The organism is Bradyrhizobium sp. 41S5 (assembly GCF_011516665.3).
In the GTDB taxonomy this organism is placed as follows: domain Bacteria; phylum Pseudomonadota; class Alphaproteobacteria; order Rhizobiales; family Xanthobacteraceae; genus Bradyrhizobium; species Bradyrhizobium quebecense.
The window spans coordinates 59,765-77,105 of record NZ_CP083722.1 but is presented as its reverse complement, the minus strand read 5'-3'; the positions used below and the strand labels follow the sequence as shown (position 1 = coordinate 77,105).

Annotated in this window: 12 protein-coding genes and 3 pseudogenes; 9 read left to right on the top strand and 6 right to left on the bottom strand. The window is 60.4% G+C overall.

What is annotated here, in order from left to right; translation table 11 throughout:
* Nucleotides 1-215 precede the first annotated feature (215 nt).
* The 6 genes and pseudogenes from HAP47_RS40790 to HAP47_RS40765 all read left to right on the top strand — a co-directional run bounded on the left by HAP47_RS40790 (nt 216) and on the right by HAP47_RS40765 (nt 7,148).
* The gene (locus HAP47_RS40790; RefSeq protein ID WP_176396351.1) at nt 216-1,307 is read left to right on the top strand and encodes a hypothetical protein; all 1,092 of its coding nucleotides are present in this window, start codon (nt 216-218) and stop codon (nt 1,305-1,307) included.
* Between the two features lie 13 nt (nt 1,308-1,320).
* A pseudogene (locus HAP47_RS40785) lies at nt 1,321-1,544 on the top strand (integrase); the annotation flags it as partial.
* A gap of 1,419 nt (nt 1,545-2,963) precedes the next feature.
* A complete protein-coding gene (gene repA / locus HAP47_RS40780) occupies nt 2,964-4,178 on the top strand; it encodes a plasmid partitioning protein RepA (RefSeq protein ID WP_024342299.1) in 1,215 nt (404 codons plus the stop codon).
* Complete coding sequence (repB, locus tag HAP47_RS40775; RefSeq protein WP_176396352.1) at nt 4,175-5,194, top strand: plasmid partitioning protein RepB; 1,020 nt, start codon at nt 4,175-4,177, stop codon at nt 5,192-5,194. The genes repA and repB overlap by 4 nt, the downstream gene beginning before the upstream one ends.
* A 197-nt stretch (nt 5,195-5,391) precedes the next feature.
* Nucleotides 5,392-6,624 carry a plasmid replication protein RepC gene (gene repC / locus HAP47_RS40770; RefSeq protein WP_176396353.1) on the top strand — a complete coding sequence of 411 codons (1,233 nt, stop codon included), beginning with the start codon at nt 5,392-5,394 and terminating at the stop codon, nt 6,622-6,624.
* Nucleotides 6,625-6,728: 104 nt separating this feature from the next.
* Nucleotides 6,729-7,148 (top strand): hypothetical protein, encoded by a 420-nt coding sequence (locus HAP47_RS40765; RefSeq protein WP_176396354.1) that lies wholly within the window; start codon nt 6,729-6,731, stop codon nt 7,146-7,148.
* Between the two features lie 121 nt (nt 7,149-7,269).
* On the opposite strand, the gene HAP47_RS40760 is transcribed toward HAP47_RS40765, so the two are convergent.
* Nucleotides 7,270-7,470, bottom strand: a complete 201-nt coding sequence (locus HAP47_RS40760) for a hypothetical protein (RefSeq protein ID WP_231169171.1) — start codon at nt 7,468-7,470, stop codon at nt 7,270-7,272.
* A gap of 149 nt (nt 7,471-7,619) precedes the next feature.
* Here HAP47_RS40760 and HAP47_RS40755 point away from each other — a divergent pair, with 149 nt between their 5' ends.
* The 3 genes and pseudogenes from HAP47_RS40755 to istB all read left to right on the top strand — a co-directional run bounded on the left by HAP47_RS40755 (nt 7,620) and on the right by istB (nt 10,823).
* Nucleotides 7,620-7,787 (top strand): hypothetical protein, encoded by a 168-nt coding sequence (locus HAP47_RS40755; RefSeq protein WP_176396355.1) that lies wholly within the window; start codon nt 7,620-7,622, stop codon nt 7,785-7,787.
* A gap of 673 nt (nt 7,788-8,460) precedes the next feature.
* A pseudogene (istA, locus tag HAP47_RS40750) lies at nt 8,461-10,051 on the top strand (IS21 family transposase).
* Nucleotides 9,960-10,823, top strand: coding sequence for an IS21-like element helper ATPase IstB (istB, locus tag HAP47_RS40745; protein ID WP_173643941.1), 864 nt, complete (start codon nt 9,960-9,962; stop codon nt 10,821-10,823). Before istA ends, istB begins: the two are co-directional and overlap by 92 nt.
* Here istB and HAP47_RS40740 read toward each other — a convergent pair.
* From HAP47_RS40740 to HAP47_RS40720, 5 genes and pseudogenes are all read right to left on the bottom strand, one after another.
* Complete coding sequence (locus tag HAP47_RS40740; protein WP_176396357.1) at nt 10,750-11,616, bottom strand: hypothetical protein; 867 nt, start codon at nt 11,614-11,616, stop codon at nt 10,750-10,752. The two genes, istB and HAP47_RS40740, sit on opposite strands and share 74 nt — an antisense overlap.
* Before the next feature lie 31 nt (nt 11,617-11,647).
* Nucleotides 11,648-12,484, bottom strand: coding sequence for a S1/P1 nuclease (locus tag HAP47_RS40735; RefSeq protein ID WP_176396358.1), 837 nt, complete (start codon nt 12,482-12,484; stop codon nt 11,648-11,650).
* A gap of 54 nt (nt 12,485-12,538) precedes the next feature.
* Nucleotides 12,539-13,549 carry a DUF3616 domain-containing protein gene (locus tag HAP47_RS40730; protein ID WP_176396359.1) on the bottom strand — a complete coding sequence of 337 codons (1,011 nt, stop codon included), beginning with the start codon at nt 13,547-13,549 and terminating at the stop codon, nt 12,539-12,541.
* 310 nt (nt 13,550-13,859) lie between these two features.
* On the bottom strand, nt 13,860-15,902 hold the full coding sequence (locus HAP47_RS40725) for a phospholipase D-like domain-containing protein (RefSeq protein ID WP_176396360.1): 2,043 nt from the start codon (nt 15,900-15,902) through the stop codon (nt 13,860-13,862).
* A 709-nt stretch (nt 15,903-16,611) separates the two neighbouring features.
* Nucleotides 16,612-17,327 (bottom strand): annotated as a pseudogene (locus HAP47_RS40720) (IS5 family transposase).
* Nucleotides 17,328-17,341 lie beyond the last annotated feature (14 nt).

Below are 17,341 nucleotides of genomic sequence, written 5' to 3'. Positions count from 1 at the left end.
GTGGAGTGTATCCGTATATATCATCTCGGATACACAGAGGGAAGGGTCGGTTGCGCCATTGGCAGGACCAACAAGGTCCTGGGCCCCGCCGATTCGGCCCCCGCTCAGGGCGACGGGGCGCAGCCTGCCGAACGCGCGCTACGGAAATCGCGGCAATCCCGCTAAAAGCGCGCGGCCCTCGCGGCGTGTGAGGCGGCTTTTATGGTCAATAGTCAATGAACGCCTCCCCTCTCCGTCTCCCTGACGCTGGTACCATCGAGGCCGTCCTCGCAGACCTCGATCCGGCCTCGGCTGACGACGACCTCGTCCCAGCGCTCGCCCACGCCTTCGAAGGTTTTCAGTTCAGCGTCGCGCGGATCGACGATGACTACTGGCGCGACACCCGTTGGGTAATTCGACCGGATGGCACGCGGATTAGCGAACTGCGGCCCTGGATGACGGCGGAGCTCGCCAAGGACGGCGGCGCCATCGATGCGCTTTGGCGCCGCCTGAAAGAGACGGACCTGCAGATCACCGAGTGGCGCGGCACTAGCGCGTTTGTCTTCGCGCCGACCGGGCCAGGCGCAGCCGATTATGTTCAGATCGCGCTCGGGCGAGAAATCGAATGGCGAGCCGGCCCGATCGTCAATCCGAACTACCGCCCGTTTGGCCAAGAGGAACTGCTCGATCCGAGCTGGCCCCGCACTGATCAGCCGCCTCAGTCGGATCGCCTGGCCGGTCCGGTCTATCGCCTCCTCGGCCGAGCCGGCGGCGCGGTGATCCACGTTCGCAGTTTTCTCGATCGTTGCGGCCGCATCGAACGCGAGAAACGCGAAGCCAAGCGGCCCGAGATGGAGGGGCGTGTCATTCGCGAAGTCGGACCTTGGGGGACGCGCGAAACCCCGTTTCTTGAGGCGGTCCCGGATTGGTTCGACTACGTGCCTCGGGAGTTACGGTTCTTTCGGGACTGGGAGGACTCGAGCGCCAGGCCGCATCGCGTCTTCGAACATTGGGCGCTCGATGTCCGCGATTATACGCACAAGGGAGAGCGCGAAGTCGGCTTTGTCCCCCGGCCGCTGCAGCCGCTGGCCGAGCGCCTCGCGCCGCCAAAGGATGCGTCCATTCATATCCTGATGGACCGGATCGAGGCCGTGGACCACGAGATCGGCCTGCCCTTCGGCTGGTTCTTCCTGATGATCCACGGCCACTGGGTCGATCCCGACGTCGGCCTGGCGATTGCGCAAGGCCTGAAGGCGCAGCGCGTGCGCCTGCCCGACCCCGACGCCCGCGTGCTGCTGCGCTGGGCGGATCGAACTTACGGCTTCTGACTGAGCAACGCCGATGGACGACATCACCTCCCGCCCGCTGATCTCCGACCCCGAAACCCGGCGGGCGCTGCAGCTCGATACGCTCTCGGCGATCCTGCCGATGCAACGGCGCGACCGGCTTGCCGCGCTCCTGACCGACGACGACGTCGAAACGCCGAAGCACCTCGCGCGCGAGGGCATGGCGAGAATAGTCTGCGGGCGCTGGCCTCGGACCTCGCCTATCTCGAAGCTTGCCGCGAAACTCGTCCGAGGCCGAATTTTTAAGGTTAGCATTCTATGAATGCCACCCCTCCTCGTTGGTGCTTCCCGCGAGCCTGTGCTGAATGGCATTGGGAGCCAGCGCAACAGGGAGATGTTGTCAGCTGACAACATCCATCCCAGGCAAGCCCTCTGTTGTCAGCTGACAACAACCTCTTCCCGGGGCGCTGTTATGTGGCAAGAGTTCCGCCCGTCCGATGTCGCTATGTTGGAGTGGCTCGCAGCTCGGATCTTGGCGGATCTCCCATCGGGCCGAGGCTCGGTGCGGCTGCTTTGCTGCTTGCTATCCAAAGGAGCGGCTGGCCTTCGGCACTGGGCGCCTCGTCTTGTTGAACTCGATTAGGACAGTCCGCCGCGAGGTCGATTCACCCCTCGACCGGGTCATCCCAATGTCGCATGTGATGGCCCCATCCCTAACTCCAGCGATGCCGCGCCCCTGCGTGCGAATGCGCCGAACCAGGCGCATCTCAAGCTTGGCGATGGACGTCGCCTCGGCCGACTGTCCGAAGCCGGGCCAAGTCACTGCCATTACAATTGAGCCGGGCGAGGCCAGTTCTCTGCTGCTTGGTCGTGCTCGGCCGAGGTGGCGAACCGAGTCCAGGTCGCCTATCCGGTCGCGGTCGCGAACGGGATGGCACCCAGGACCCGCCGTTGGCGGCACGCGGGAACGCGGCGCTGCCGCAGAAAGTCCCCGCTGCAAGAGGCGTTTATCCAGCGTCGTGAATTTGGGAGACTTCGGCGGCGATGGTATTTTAATACCAAGGAAGACTGCCTCGAATATCCGCTCGCCGCGCGCCGGGCGGGGCATGTCCAGCAGATCCGGACCGAAGCGTCGACAGCGTGTTTGCCCGGCGGCGATACAGCGTAGGCGGGGAAGCCCTCGATTCATCTGCGACTGCTCGGGAATAGTGAGCCGAAATTGCCGACTCTCGCCCGTCCAACGTGGGCGCTGAAAGGCCCGTGTCGCTGACGAGGCGGCTGAAGCGGGTTGACGGGGTCTGGATGCAGCGTGCCATCACATCATCGGCGGTGAATAATGTCGCGGCGGCCCGCGCTGGCAAGAGTGGGGAGGGAGACGGTTCGGAGCACTTTGCGGAGCTGCGCGGGAGGGTCTCTTTGATCGAGACGATGCACAATGGCTGCACCTTTCGATGCAGCGGCGGGAGCGGGGGGCGCCGACTCATGCTAAAGTAGAGTCCCGCCCGGTCGCTGGAGGCTTTGTTGTCAGCTGACAACAGCCGCACGATGCACCGAAAAGCGCCATTGCTTGTGGGCAGCGCGCCATTGGGCGTTAACAACTCGTTAACCCTTTAATTCTTGCTCAAATCATAGAATCGTGGCCATCTCTCAAGACGGAGATCAGTCGTCTGACGCGCAGAAACCGTCTTGAGAAAGCAAATGCCGAGCTTAGCGGAAGATTCACTTACCATGAGCGAGACTGCGTCTGCCCGGATCACCCGGCACGCCGGCATCCTTTCCGGCCAGCTTCGCTCGCTGGCGACAACGCTTTTCCCGCCTTCAGCCAGTAAGTCTCTCCGCTCGTTCTCCTCAGGGGAGGTTGCGCGAATTGTCCGCGTCTCCGATGGTTATCTCCGACAGCTCTCCCTCGACGGACTTGGACCGACCCCAGCGACCGGACTTGGGGGCCGCCGATCCTATACCCTGGCTCAGATTCATGAGCTGCGCGCGTATCTAGCCACGGCGCGGCCCCGAGAAGCGTCGGAATTTCTCCCGCGCCGCCAGCCGGGCGACAAGCTCCAAATTATCACCGTCGCCAACTTCAAGGGCGGGTCCGCCAAGACGACGACGGCATTGTATCTTTCCCAATACCTCGCCCTTGCCGGCTTTCGGGTCCTTGCCATTGACCTCGATCCGCAAGCGTCGCTCTCCGCGATGTTCGGGTACCAGCCCGAGTTTGATATTGGGGCGAATGAAACTCTCTACGGTGCCATCCGGTATGACGAGCACCGCCGGCCGATGCGCGACATCGTCCGGCCGACCTACTTTGACGGGATAGGTCTTGTTCCGGGCAATCTTGAGCTGATGGAGTTCGAGCACCACACGCCTCGCGCAATGATCGAGCGGCGTGAACGCGGACACGACCTGTTCTTTCGCCGAGTCGCCAGCGCCATCGACCAGGTTGCCGACGACTACGATGTCGTCGTTATCGACTGCCCACCCCAACTTGGTTACCTGACCATGGGCGCGCTAAACGCGGCCACCGCGATGCTCGTGACCATCCATCCGCAGATGGTCGATGTCGCATCCATGAGCCAATTTCTCCTCATGACGTCGGATCTCATGTCCGTCATCGAGGAAGCCGGCGGGCGACTCGACCACGACTTCATCCGGTACGTCATCACGCGTCACGATCCCAACGACGTGCCCGAAGCTCAAATCGTAGCCCTCCTTCGTAATCTCTTTGGATCGGATGTGCTCCAGGCCACTGTTTGGAAATCGACTGCAATCGCCAATGCTGGCCTCACCAAGCAATCACTTTATGAGCTGGAGCGCGGCGCGGTAGGGCGAGGCGCCTACGACCGCGCGTTGGAATCAGTCGACGCGGTCAATGCCGAAATCGCGCAACTTCTTAAGAAGGTGTGGGGTCGATGAGCAAACGTACTGACACTATCAAGAGCCTTTTCACGGCCCCGCAATCAAGCACGTTGTCAGCTGACAACGTGCCCGCTGCCTTGCCGCGGGTCTCGTCGGGCTCGGTCCGCTCGTTGAAGGATTCTTTTTCCGAAGTCGAGAAGGAGAACGAGGAGCTTCGCGAAAGAATCGCGTCTGGGGCTGTGATCCTTGAAATCGACCCTTCGCTTATTGATCCGTCACCCCTGTCCGACCGGTTTCGCGACAATGATGATAGCTCGTTCGAAGCACTCAAACAGTCGATCGCACAACGTGGCCAAGAGGTGCCCATTCTCGTTCGGGAGCATCCTGAAGCAAAAGGGCGCTATCAAAGCGCGTATGGTCATCGCCGCGTCCGCGCCACGCGCGAATTGGGTATTTCCGTCAAAGCGATCCTGCGATCGCTGTCAGATGAAGCCCTTGTCGTGGCGCAAGGACTCGAGAACGCACCGCGCGAGGATTTGAGTTTCATTGAGCGCGCCAGCTTCGCGATGCATATCGAAGATGCCGGGCATAGCCGGTCAATCGTGCAGGATGCGTTGTCGATCGATCGGGCTGAGGCTTCGAAACTCCTTGCCGTCGCTCGATCGGTTCCACCCGAAGTCGTTCGAGCAATCGGGAAGGCTCCGAAAGTTGGCCGCGGCCGCTGGCAGTCCTTCGCTGAATTACTCAAGGATGCCGCGGCGCTCAAACGTGTCAGAGCGGTGATCGCTGACCCGAAATTTGCAGAGCGGGAAACCGACGCGCGATTTCTCGCAGCATTCTCAGCAGCAAGCCGTCCATCTCCCGCGGGGACATCGAAGCCATCGGAAGAGAAGCCAGTCTTTTCCGCATCCGGGGACAAGATTGCGCACGTGCGTCAGGTCGAGCGCGAATTGAAGCTTACCATCGACAAGAATGTCTCGGCGACATTCGCGGCATTTCTTGTGGACCAACTCCCGGCCATCTTCGACGCCTTTTCCAAGACGAGTGGCGGCCAGGAAACTACCGAGGCCTGACGGCCTCGTCCCGTAAACACGAACCAGGAGCAGACAAGGGAAAAGAAAAAAGGCCCCCGAAACGGAGTTCCGGAAGCCTTCTCTTCAAGTTTGGCGACTGACAGAGAATCACTTTCGCGAATCGCAGTCAAGAGTTTCTACGCGATTTTATCGCCGTTTCGGCGAGCAGGTTTTCTTTGCCCAGCTGAGGCAAAGACATGCAGTCACACTCTCCAACGACGCCCTTTGGGCGGCGACCGTTGACGCTTGCCCATGTGGCAAGCCAGATGGTCGCAACGGAACGCCCCCCCGAAAAGATCGTGCACAAGTGGAAGATCTTCCACGCCATCTGCACGGCACGGCCGCGCCTTGGTGTGTCGGAGCGCGCGCTGTCGGTATTGAACGCGCTCCTAACCTTCCATCCCGAGACCGCGCTCACCGGGGAGGATGATCTGATTGTCTTTCCGTCAAACCATCAACTCACTCGGCGCGCGCATGGCATGCCGGCATCGACGCTTCGTCGTCACCTTGCTGTGCTGGTCGACGCGGGCCTGATCGTTCGGCGCGACAGTCCGAATGGCAAGCGGTATGCACGAAAGGACAACGCCGGCGAAATCAAGCTCGCCTTCGGCTTCGATCTGTCGCCGCTGGTCGTGCGCTCGGAGGAGTTCGAGAGCCTGGCGGCCGATATCGAAGCCGAGGCGCGCGCACTCAAACTCGTACGAGAGCGCATCACGCTCTGCCGGCGCGACATCGCGAAGATGATTGCAACTGGCATCGAGGAAGCCGTTCCGACGCGAAGGGGAGGGCAGGGGCCTGCCGATTGGCAGGTTGTGCACGCCGCCTTCCGCGCGATCGTCGACCAGATTCCGCGCACGGCCACCCGGCAGCAGCTCGAGCCGATCGCCGACGAGTTGTCCCAGCTTGCCGATGACGTACTCAATCTTCTGGAAGCGCACATCAAATCCAAGAATCCGAGCGCCAATGAGTCCCATACTGAGCGCCACATACAGAATTCAAAACCAGACGCCCCTATTGATCTTGAACCTGTCCTTCGAGAAGGCAGGGCGGCGGGAGCTGAGCCCAAACCTCAACCCTCGCGAGTCGGGGAGGGGGCGTATCCGTTAGGAATGGTCCTGAGTGCGTGTCCAGACATCGTTGATTATGCGAAGGGTGGGGTTTCGAACTGGCGCGATTTCCTGGCCACAGCGGCCGTTGTACGATCGATGCTGGGGATTAGTCCGAGCGCCTGGGAGGAGGCGCAAAAGGTTATGGGCGAGGTGTCCGCAGCCATCGTCGTGGCGTGTATCTTGCAGCGCGGGACAGCGATCAATTCCGCCGGCGGTTATCTGCGCGGTCTGACGCGAAAAGCCGAGGTCGGCGAATTTTCGCTTGGCCCGATCTTGATGGCGCAGATCAATTCTCGCCGGCGAGATAAGCAGCGGGCGTAAGGCGATGAGGCGCCGTACCCAGGTTGCCTTTTTCGTGTGATCAAATTACCCGCGCTAATCCGGCTGCTGCGCCGGGTCGACGCAAAGCGTTCGGAGAGATCGTCATGGCAAAACACCCTCCAATCATCCTCATGCCGTTCTTCCAGCCTCGTGATGAAGGCGCCGCGGAGCAACGAATGTACGTGGCGGGGTTCGCGGACGAGGCCGGCGAGGCCTGGGGGACGCTGATTCCGTTGGATGCGGAGATGGTCGAGCACGCTGTTCTGGGACTTCAGACATTCACAGTCTGGTGCAACTCCGACGGTCGCATCCAACCGCAGCCGAGCAGCGACAGTCTGTTTGAAGACCTCTTGGAGAAAGGCCAATTGGAGGAGACGCCTCTCGATGAGCTCGTCGCCGAAGCCATCGAGCAGGGCAAGAATGAACCCAATGATGACATCCTCGATATGTTCGAGACCCTGCATGAACGCCTGGTGCGGGCGAAGGGCATGGTCGCTGACGAGATCGCGCGGCGCAGGCGATGACCCTTCTCGGCGCGCGTGCGCGGCTCGGTGCTGTAGGGCCAGCTTGTACTAACGCGAGCGCGACCGCGGGCGGTCGATGAAAACATAGAAAACCGACGACCGGGCCGCGCTCGGACTAGTCTTAAGCTTCGCCGGAGCTGGAAAACAGCGCCGTCGGTGGCGTCGCGCGCGGCGGCGGGAGGGTCCGACTGCCGGGGCCTCCCGGTCTGCTCTTGAGATCGTATCGCTGGGCTAGGTCGAGTAGCCGCCGCTTGGTGAACGGGTCCGCGTTCTCGGCCAGATCGCGCGCCCGCTGTGCGAAGCCCCTGTAAAATTCTTCCACGACCCTACCCCCGCAACATCACTGAAAATCGGATTTCAGTGTGAGACGCGCTCTGCGTCAAGAGGTCTGGTGCATGCGGACAATTTTCGGCGATTTACTTGTGATCGCGGCGCACGGGGAACTAAGCTGCGTCCCGGCAGGCAAAGATCATGACTCCGCTCTACCTCAGCCGGAAGCTGTGCCCGAAGTGCGGTAAGCCGATGACGGCCGTGCCCGGCCGGTCGCGCTACGTCTGCGTGGTCTGCGAGAACGATCCGCTGCGCGATCCCGCCGCCCGGAAGTGGGCGGAAAGCCCGCTGCGGCCGCCGGCCAAATAACGTCCGATCGAAATTGCGTCCGGCAGCCTGATTGCTGCGAAGGCCGATTGTGCTCAAAACCCTCTCCAATGCTGTGGCGTTGCAATCCGAACGCCCAGCTTCGTTCCATCGCGCGTACCGGCGGAATCGTCCCGGACTCGGCCGCCGGCATGTCCATCGACGCTAGCATCTGTTTCACGCCTCGCAGGGCGTCGGCCGCATGGATGCGGAGGGCGGGGTGCATCCGCATGGCAAGTACGTGCCAGTCTTGTTAACGATCTTGCGGCGGCTAGTTCGACAGGTGCGCCGACGTTGCTGACAGCCACGGTTTCCATTGCGGGTGGTGACGCGGCGTTTAGGTGGCCTGCTTAAGGTGAACCACGTTTCGCTGCGACGCCTGTTGCCTTGAGATCCGAATGGCCGGACCGACTAGGGCCGCCTGTCTTCATTCCATGTATTTTCGCGACGGGCGCAACCATCTGCGTCCTCGATAGAGGCTGGTCTGACCGAAGGCCGATCCCGCTTTGCGGGCTCTCGATCTAGTCCCCGCAACGTCCGTCCTCGACTTTCTTCCCCTGGCTGTCATTCGGCCTGCAATATTGACCCCCTAAGCCGGGGGATCGGCGTCCAAAATTGACCCCCTACAGATTGGTCTGTTGCGCTGCCTGCTTTGGAACGAAGCAGGTGGTGGGGGATGCTGATCGTGGAGACGATTGCCCGGATCCGGCGCGAGCACTTCATCAAGGGCAAGACGATCAAGGAGATCGCCCGTGACCTGAAGGTGTCGCGGAACACGGTCCGGAAGGTGCTGAGGTCGGGAGAGACCTCCTTCGAGTACGAGCGGCAGGTGCAGCCGCGGCCAAAGCTGGGACGATGGGCAGTAGAGCTTGATGGATTGCTGGCGGCGAACGCGGCCAAATCGGCTCGTGAACAGCTGACGTTGATCCGGATCTTCGAAGAGCTGCGCGGCCGCGGCTACGACGGCGGTTACGATGCCGTGCGGCGTTACGCCAGGCGGTGGAGCAAAGAACGCGGGCAATCGACCGCGGCGGCTTATGTCCCGCTGAGCTTTGCCCCAGGCGAAGCCTACCAGTTCGACTGGAGCCACGAGGTGGTGTTGTTGAGCGGCACCACGGTGATGGTGAAGGCCGCTCATGTCCGGCTCTGTCACAGCCGCATGCTGTTCGTGCGGGCCTATCCGCGCGAGACGCAGGAGATGGTGTTCGACGCCCACGACCGGGCATTCGCCCTGTTCAAAGGCACCTGCACCCGCGGCATCTACGACAACATGAAGACCGCGGTGGAGACGATCTTTGTCGGTAAAGGCCGTCTCTACAATCGCCGCCTCCTGCAGATGTGCAGCCACTATCTGGTCGATCCGGTCGCCTGTACGCCAGCGTCGGGCTGGGAGAAGGGGCAGGTCGAGAACCAGGTCGGGCTGGTCCGGGAACGCTTCTTCACGCCGCGGCTGCGGTTCAAAAACCTCGACGAGTTAAACGCCTGGCTGCTCGACAAATGCATCGCCTACGCCAAGGCTCATCGCCATCCGGAGCTGACCGATCAGACGATCTGGGACGTGTTCGAAGCCGAACGCCCCAAACTCGTTCCCTATGCCGGCCGCTTCGACGGCTTCCATGCGGTGACGGCATCGGTCTCGAAGACCTGCCTGGTGCGCTTCGACAACAACAAGTACTCGGTCGCAGCCAGCGCAGTAGGACGACCGGTCGAGGTTCGAGCCTATGCCGATCGCATCGTCATCCGTCAGGACGGGCGCATCGCTGCGGAGCATCCACGATGCTTCGGTCGCGGCGAGACCATCTACGATCCCTGGCATTATGTACCGGTGCTGGCGCGCAAACCCGGCGCCTTGCGCAACGGTGCTCCCTTCAAAGACTGGGTGCTGCCAGCCGCGATCGAGCGGATCCGGCGCAAGCTTGCCAGCACCGACGATGGCAATCGGCAGATGGTCGACATCCTCAACGCGGTGCTGACCGACGGTCTGCCTGCGGTGGAGGCGGCCTGTGCCGAAGCGCTCAGTCACAGCGTCCATTCCGCCGATGTCGTGCTCAATATCCTGGCCCGTCAACGTGAACCTGCCCCACCGGCCAACATCATGACGCCGGCCGCACTGACGCTCCGTCATGCACCGATCGCCGATTGTGCCCGCTACGACAACCTCCGGAGGACCATCTGATGGAACGAACCCAAATCTTCGACCTCATGGGCGAACTCAAGCTCTACGGCATGAAGGCTGCCTTCGACGAGATCATGGCAACTGCCGTTAAGCGCCAGCACGAGCCTCAGCGCATTGTCGGCGACCTGCTCAACGCCGAGATCAACGAGAAGCAAGCCAGGTCGATCAAATACCAGCTCACCATCGCCAAGCTGCCGCTCGCCAAGGACATCGCGGACTTCCAGTTCGACGGCACGCCGATCAATCAGACGCTCGTCAATGATCTCGCTGGCGGCGGCTTCATCGCCCAACAACGCAACGTCGTGCTGGTTGGTGGCACCGGCACAGGCAAGACCCACCTGGCCATTGCCATCGCCAGAAGCTGCATCCGATCCGGTGCCCGCGGCCGCTTCTTCAACGTAGTCGACCTCGTCAATCGCCTCGAGACCGAGACCCGCAACGGACGGCAAGGACGGCTCGCCGAGCATCTGACCCGGATGGACTTCATCGTGCTGGATGAGCTCGGCTATTTGCCCTTCCCCCAGTCCGGTGGCCAGCTTCTCTTCCACCTCGTCAGCCGGCTCTATGAGCGCGCGTCCGTCATCGTAACCACCAATCTCGCCTTCGGCGAATGGCCGAGCGTGTTCGGCGACGCCAAGATGACCACCGCGCTGCTCGACCGATTGACCCATCACTGCGACATCGTCGAGACCGGCAACGATAGCTGGCGGTTCAAAAGCAGAGACGATGATCACGCCACCCGCGCTCGTCTCGCCTCCGCTATCCCGGCCAGCTCCGACGAGACGAGCGCTACCAGCAAACCCCGCCGCGCAAAGGGGTCAAAATTGGACGCCGATGAGGGGTCAAATTTGCAAGCCGATTGACACACTGTCCTTCGTTGCCTGTTGCGGTGGGCGCATCGAACAGGCCGGGGGCGACGCTCGTGCCGTTGAACATGACGGCGATCTGCTTTGCGATGCCAAAGGCATCCTCGCCGTCTTTCTTCGCCGTCCGCTTGGCATTGATCGTCCGTACAATGTTCCATTCGTCGTGAGATCCGAAGCTGAAAGCTACGGACGCGCGCAGCCCGTAATAGTTTCGGAAGTCCGTTTTCTTGATTTCAGCAAGCTTGCTGTCGGTCTTGGCGAGACCATCGTAAAAGCGTTCCAATTTTTCCAAATCGGCCCGGCCGTCAAAGGAAAAATACTGCGCGAAATCGGAAGGTCCCGCGAAGTATATGAAATCGAAATCGCGGCCGAAGCCGTCACTGCCTTCGAGGACGCGCGTCCACATCAGCATGTAGTCCTCGCCTTTCGCGGTCCCGGGCAGCGAAAACTCCTTCGCGGCGGTGTTCAGGAGCCACAGGGACCGGGGACCGAAACGCTCCTCAACCCGCTCTTTCGTCTGCGCCGCTATCTTGACGTTGACGGGAAGATAGCTGCCTTGAATAGTTGAAATCGGAATGCTGAGATATCCGATGGCTTTCCCCTGCTGACGCTGCGCGGAGATGCGGGTGCGGATTTCGTCGACGCGGGTAGCGATGACGCTCTTGAGGTCGTTCTGAACGCAGTAGCAGAGCGCGTTTGGCGTGCATTCGGTGGAGGTTTCGGCGCGAGCGGTGGTGGCGGTCGCATACGCGGTCAGAGCCGTGACTGCGATGATTTTGCAAAGCTTCATTCCGGGCCTCCCATGCATGCCGGTCCAAAGATCAGGGACAAGTGGTTGTCGGTTTAAGCGTATCCTTCAAATACTTCGCGAGCCGCATGCCGGCGACCGCGAGCTGACGGTCCACAACCGGCAGCGCCGCAGTGTAGTAATTCATCTCCAGCGCGCCGCCATCCGGAATACGGTAAGCGGTTTCCCGCGCAAACTGGTGCGCCTCAAGCGACCAGTCGACCGGGGACCCGCCGTCGATGCCCGTCACGTCGCGTCCAGGAAACCACGTTGTTTCAAGCCGGGTGACATACGCGCCCCAGGCGAAGACCGTGTGCATGATGATGTCGGTATCCCAGATCGCATGCAGCTTCACGCTCTTCCCGAAAAACGTCACGACGACATCGTTTCCGCCATGGTCGTTGTGGTCGGTATCGTGCAGCGGCTGGTGAATGTCGCCGATGAGATGAACGAGGAATTTGAGCGCCTGCGCGCGCTCAGCCGGTGTTTTCGCGCAGTCGGCGAGAAGAACCCGGTTCCGCTCGATCGCGTTGATGATGCATTCGCCGTTTTTAGGGTCCGGCTTGCAGTCGACCTGCGGATCGTAGGTGCCCCGTTCCAGTGGAATGTTGACGAAATGCCAGTTGCGGGTCTCGTCATGCTCCGCCCGGTAGTCGTCGGCCCAGCTGGCGATTGACCCCAACGATACGCTTGTATCCTGCGTTGCTCCCGGAATCTCAGACTTGAGCAATAACCGGATGTTTTCAAGAGTCGGCGCGTCAAGCCGACGCTCCGCAAGTTCGGCGACGATGGAATGACCCTCCTGGCCCCGGGCGAAGGCGTGTTCGCAGGGCAGCGCGAGCGCCAGGATTGCTAACCAGATCGTTTTCATGGCTCCTCCGGGGCGTGACATCCGATAATTTTCACTGTGAAGGTCGCAGCGGCATTACGGGGCCTCGATCTCAACCGGCGTCGGCGCGCCTTCCTTTTCACTGTCGAAGAGGATCAGGACGCGCAGTCCGGATGGGGGTCGGTCCAGCGGCAGGAGACCCTCAGGCTTCCGCTCGGGATCGAAGGAAGACAGTTCGGCGAGCATCCGGACATTCTCGCTTTCTCCGTCCCAGGCGTAGACCGCGTACGCGCCGGGTCCGTTCTCGACAGGTCCCGCGAGAATAAGAATGCCACTCTCAAACACTGCGAGGTCGCGCACGCCGCGGCCGTCTCCCAAAGGCAGCCGGAAAACCTGGTGGTTCGTTCCTGATCCGCCGAACAGGGTATCGATACGGACCGACAGAACGACGGCGCGGTTGCCGTCCAGAACCGGGCCGCGAAATCCGGCCAGCAGCACGAGATCATCCTTGATCGCGACGCCTTCGATCGTCAGACCATTGTTTTCAAGCCGCTGGTCCATGAAAGGAGCAAGCAGAGGCTCCGCCCTGATGATCTCTCTCAGCCTCGGCGTGCGCTCGATCTCCGAAGCGGTGCCGTCTTCGCCCGTGGCGCGGAAGCGGACGATCTGGCTGCTTGCGGAGATCCGCGCCTTGATTTCTTCAGCGCCCAGCTTGCCTTTCTTGTCCCGCGGATGCCCGTGCGAGCCCATCACGTAATAGCGGTCGCCGGCAAAGGCGACGCCTTCGCCGTCAAGCTCAAGCGCCTCGCCCTCGAAGTTGTCGCCGATCAGACTGACCGTGCTGCCCGCAACGAGTTCTCCGTCGGTAACGGTGACGAATTGCGCGTCCTGCACGTTGTCGTCGATGACAAGGCAAGAACGCGGAAACCCCTGCGCGGTCGCGCAGGCGATGCCGCTGACATCCTTGGCCTTGCCGCCGTCCTTTCCGAGCAGCTTGTGTTTGACCGGCCAGGCCTCTCCGCTTTCGCCGAAAGCAGGTTGCATCCACCCGGCCGCGACAAGGCCGAGAAGCAAAGCGCAGGTCCTGCTCATCCTGGCAAAAGTCATCAGCGCGTTGCCCTCGACTGGCGGCGGTTCACGTAGAAACACAGACGGTGGTCGCCTTTAATGCTGAGAAGAGACGACTTTCCGTTGGTGGACTCCGTCAATCCTGCGTGAGCGTATAAGACGTTCCGAATCCGTTAAAAAAACTTCCAGGGGACCGGGTACTTGAAAATGAGCGTTTGCTGTCCTGCGGTGTTGGCCAAGGCTTCCGCCTCGTCGTGAATGATGACGCCTAAAAACTTGAATGCTTTTTCCGGTCGTTGTGAAGATAAAGCTCGTAATCGGCCACAGGGTCTACCCTTTGCTTTCGCCGTCACCCTCGCTTCTTGCCCGCCGCTTTCTTCTTTTTGGCGGTTTTCTTCTTTTTGACCGCCTTCTTCTTTTTAGCGACCTTCTTTTTTACGGTCTTCTTCTTCACAGCCTTCTTCGATTGTTTCTTCACCGCTTTAGCGGCCTTTTTTTTCTTTTTGGGGACACCTTCTCCCTCCGCCGCCTTCTTGGCGTCCCTGCGAAGCTTTGCCGCGGCGCGCTTGTCCTTGGCGCGCTGCTCTTCATTGTCGAATACATCGGGGTCACGCGCCGCCTGGGGCGCCCAGGTCAGACTGCGGTCCGCGAAAAACATGAGCCTGCGAATGCACTTGAAATTGTTATCCTGAAAGAAAGGCGCAATCCACACCGCGCCGGTGTCCAGGATAGCCGCTTTTCTCTTCGCTTCTTCCTCATCCTCATGATTTATCGCCGCGCGGTTGGCTGTCATCCGGAAAAAGAAGTGACGGAAGATGCGGTCGAACTCCGTCATGTAGATATCGGCGACGCGGGTGTCGCCCCGTATGAAGAGCATATTCTCGTCGTTCGCCGTGAGCGAAGCGCCTGAAAAATTGGCCGAGCCCGTGCATACGAGCGGGTCGTCCGACAGCGGATCGATCAGGAGGAATTTCGTGTGAACGAAGAATACGAACCCTTTGCCGTCCTTGCGCGCCAGTTCCTCGTCGACGAACCATTTTTCGAGCGGGAAATTCGGAATGGGAACGAGTTTCGTTCCGCCCGCGCCTTTCTCTTTTTTAAATGAAGTCTTCGTGACCTTCCCGAGCACCGATCCGTTGGACATGATGAGACGGCCGTGGCTGTCCCGCTCTGCCTTGCGCGCGTCCGCTGTCGCGGGCTTTTCGAGCAGCACGAAACGCATGGAATCCTGCTGTTTGCCAAGCGAGCGAAGAAGGATGGGATCGACGGTAAAGGCCGCGGTGAACATCGATGAGGTCCGCGCGTCCTCGATCCGCTTCCCGTACCAGTCGAGAAGATTGTCGGCGATACGCGGAGAGAAGAATGCCGTCACGGGCTTCTCCGGCACGACATTCGGTGGATTTGGCGTGAGGCGTATCGCGGCTTCACGCGCCGGTATTCCGGTCGGATTCTCTGACAAGTCCTTCCAGTATTCAAAATATTTGTTCGGAATCGCGGAGGCGTCCCTGCTGCTGTCGGTGACTACGTGCCCGACATTGGTCTGCCCGAGAAAGCCGGAGGGAGTGAAGTTTACTGACCCCGTCCAGACCGCTTTTGGACGCTCGTTTTTATCCAGCCAAACCATGAACTTGTTATGCGGCGTTTGCGGCCGTGTCCGTTCGATCAAATTTGACCGCGGAAGATCGACTTCGTCGATCGCGCCGTCATTCGCGCTGGTCTTGTGGTAGATAATTTTAGCGTCTACGCCGCGGCCGATGGCCGCCTTGAGCGCGTTCAGCAAAGGCAGGTATGTGAACTCGTAAGCGACGACGCGAAGCATCTCTCCCCGCGGGACGCCGTTGATATAATCGACGCAGGCTTCCTCAAGTCCCCGCGAGAGCCATTGCGACGTTTCTTCGGTCACCCGGTTTTTGTCATCGACCTGGTTATACATTTCCTCGGTCAGTTCGCGGTTTTGGAAATCGACCGAGTATGCGCGGCTTGCAACCACGCCGCGATTGAACCAGATGCCGTGCTTGCCGTCGTTTTCTTTTTCGGTTGTGACCTCGATGGTGACTTTGTGTCTTGGATCGAGCGCCCCGGGCTCGCCGTACATCGCCATGATCGTATATTCGTATTCGGTATCGGGCTTGGCTTCGTAGTCGGACCAGAGAAAGCTTTGGATCGGATGTTGAAGCGTCGAGTATTTGGCTCCCTGCACGGGATTTGGAACGAGAATCTCGAAATACTTGGTGCCGGTCAGCCAATGGGTCTGTCCCCCGCTTGAGACCTGAAACGCAAACCCCCTGAGGCCGTCACGATTCGCGGGGGCGATGTCGATCGCCATAAGCACCACGCGCGTGCCGGCAATAGCGCTCACGCGCAACGGCCCGTCAACTTCCTGCTTCCTCATCTGTGCCCCTCAATCCCGCTTGATCGATGCAACTTCACCGTCAATTCCTCTGTCGATCCGGGTGTTCAATCGGCGTCTCCGGGGTCGATGCGGCCGGACTGTTTCCCATTTCGCTTAAGGCTCAAAAAAACAGGACGATGCTGCCGCCAGAGACATGAAGACCCGTGACCTTGAGCGCGCAGATCCACTGCAGTCTCAGTTTGGTCTTGGCCACAGACCAATCCGGAGAGTTTCCCCATCGTGGAAATATCCATTGTGGTTCAATGGCGGATTTGGTGGCAACTAAACTGGCAAACCCATTGATTTTTGTGAGTTTTCACCGTTCCGCTAGGGAGCGCCACGTCGGACTTTTCTGCAATCTCGAATCAGCACGGCAACTCTTGCGAGCCTGATCCCCAAACACTTGAACAGCCTCGCTTCGACAAATGAGCTCAGACCGCATGAAATGAAATGTATATGGAGCGTCGCGAATGGTGGACAATATTCTAGCTAAGATAGATGATCTGTAAAATAAACGCAAGGCGCGTTTGTCGATGCTTTAATCGTTTGGAAACGGGACTATGACCGACTTCAAAAGGACCGACCCCAAGCAGTTACTTGAACGTCTACGCCGCTTTAACCAGTCGGTTCGGGAGAACGATCCCAAGCTCGCTGCGGAAAGCAGAGACAAGATGCCGGAGCAGGAGCTTGCTCTAGGTCGTGTGGACACTTACCGCATCCAAAGGACGATGGCTGCGAGAGTGACGACGGCGCGATAATTTCGGGCGGTCTTTTCGAAGCGGGTTGCGACGCGGCGGAACTGCTTGAGCTTTGAGAAGCAGCATTCGACGAGGTGACGCTGGGCATAGAGGTGCTTGTCCAGCGGGTATTTGAGTGCGCGTGACGGGTTGTTGGGGATGACGGCGAGCGCGCCCTTGGCGGCGATGGCTTGGCGCAAATGATCGGCGTCATAGGCCGTATCGGCCATGACGACCTCGGCAGGTAGTCCCTCGATCAATGCGGCAGCTTGCGGTGCATCGCCCTGCTGGCCTGCGGTCAGCGCGAACCGTACGGGACATCCCAAGCCACGAACGGCCATATGTATCTTGGTGCTCAGCCCCCCGCGCGAGCGGCCGATCGCCTGATCTTCAGACCCCCTTTTTTGGCGCCGGCGGCGTGCTGATGCGCCCGGACGATGGTGGAATCGACGATCAGATATTCGAAGTCCGGATCATCGGACATCGCCTCGAAGATCCGCCACCAGACGCCCTTGATGCTCCATCGACTGAAGCGCCGGAACACGCTGTTCCAATCCCCGAACGCCTCCGGGAGATCACGCCAGGGAGAGCCCGTGCGAACAATCCAAAGTACACCTTCCACGAACATCCGATTGTCGCGCCCAGTGGAGCCCTTCTGGTCGGGGCGACCTATGATCAGCGGCGCCATCCGCTCCCAAGCCG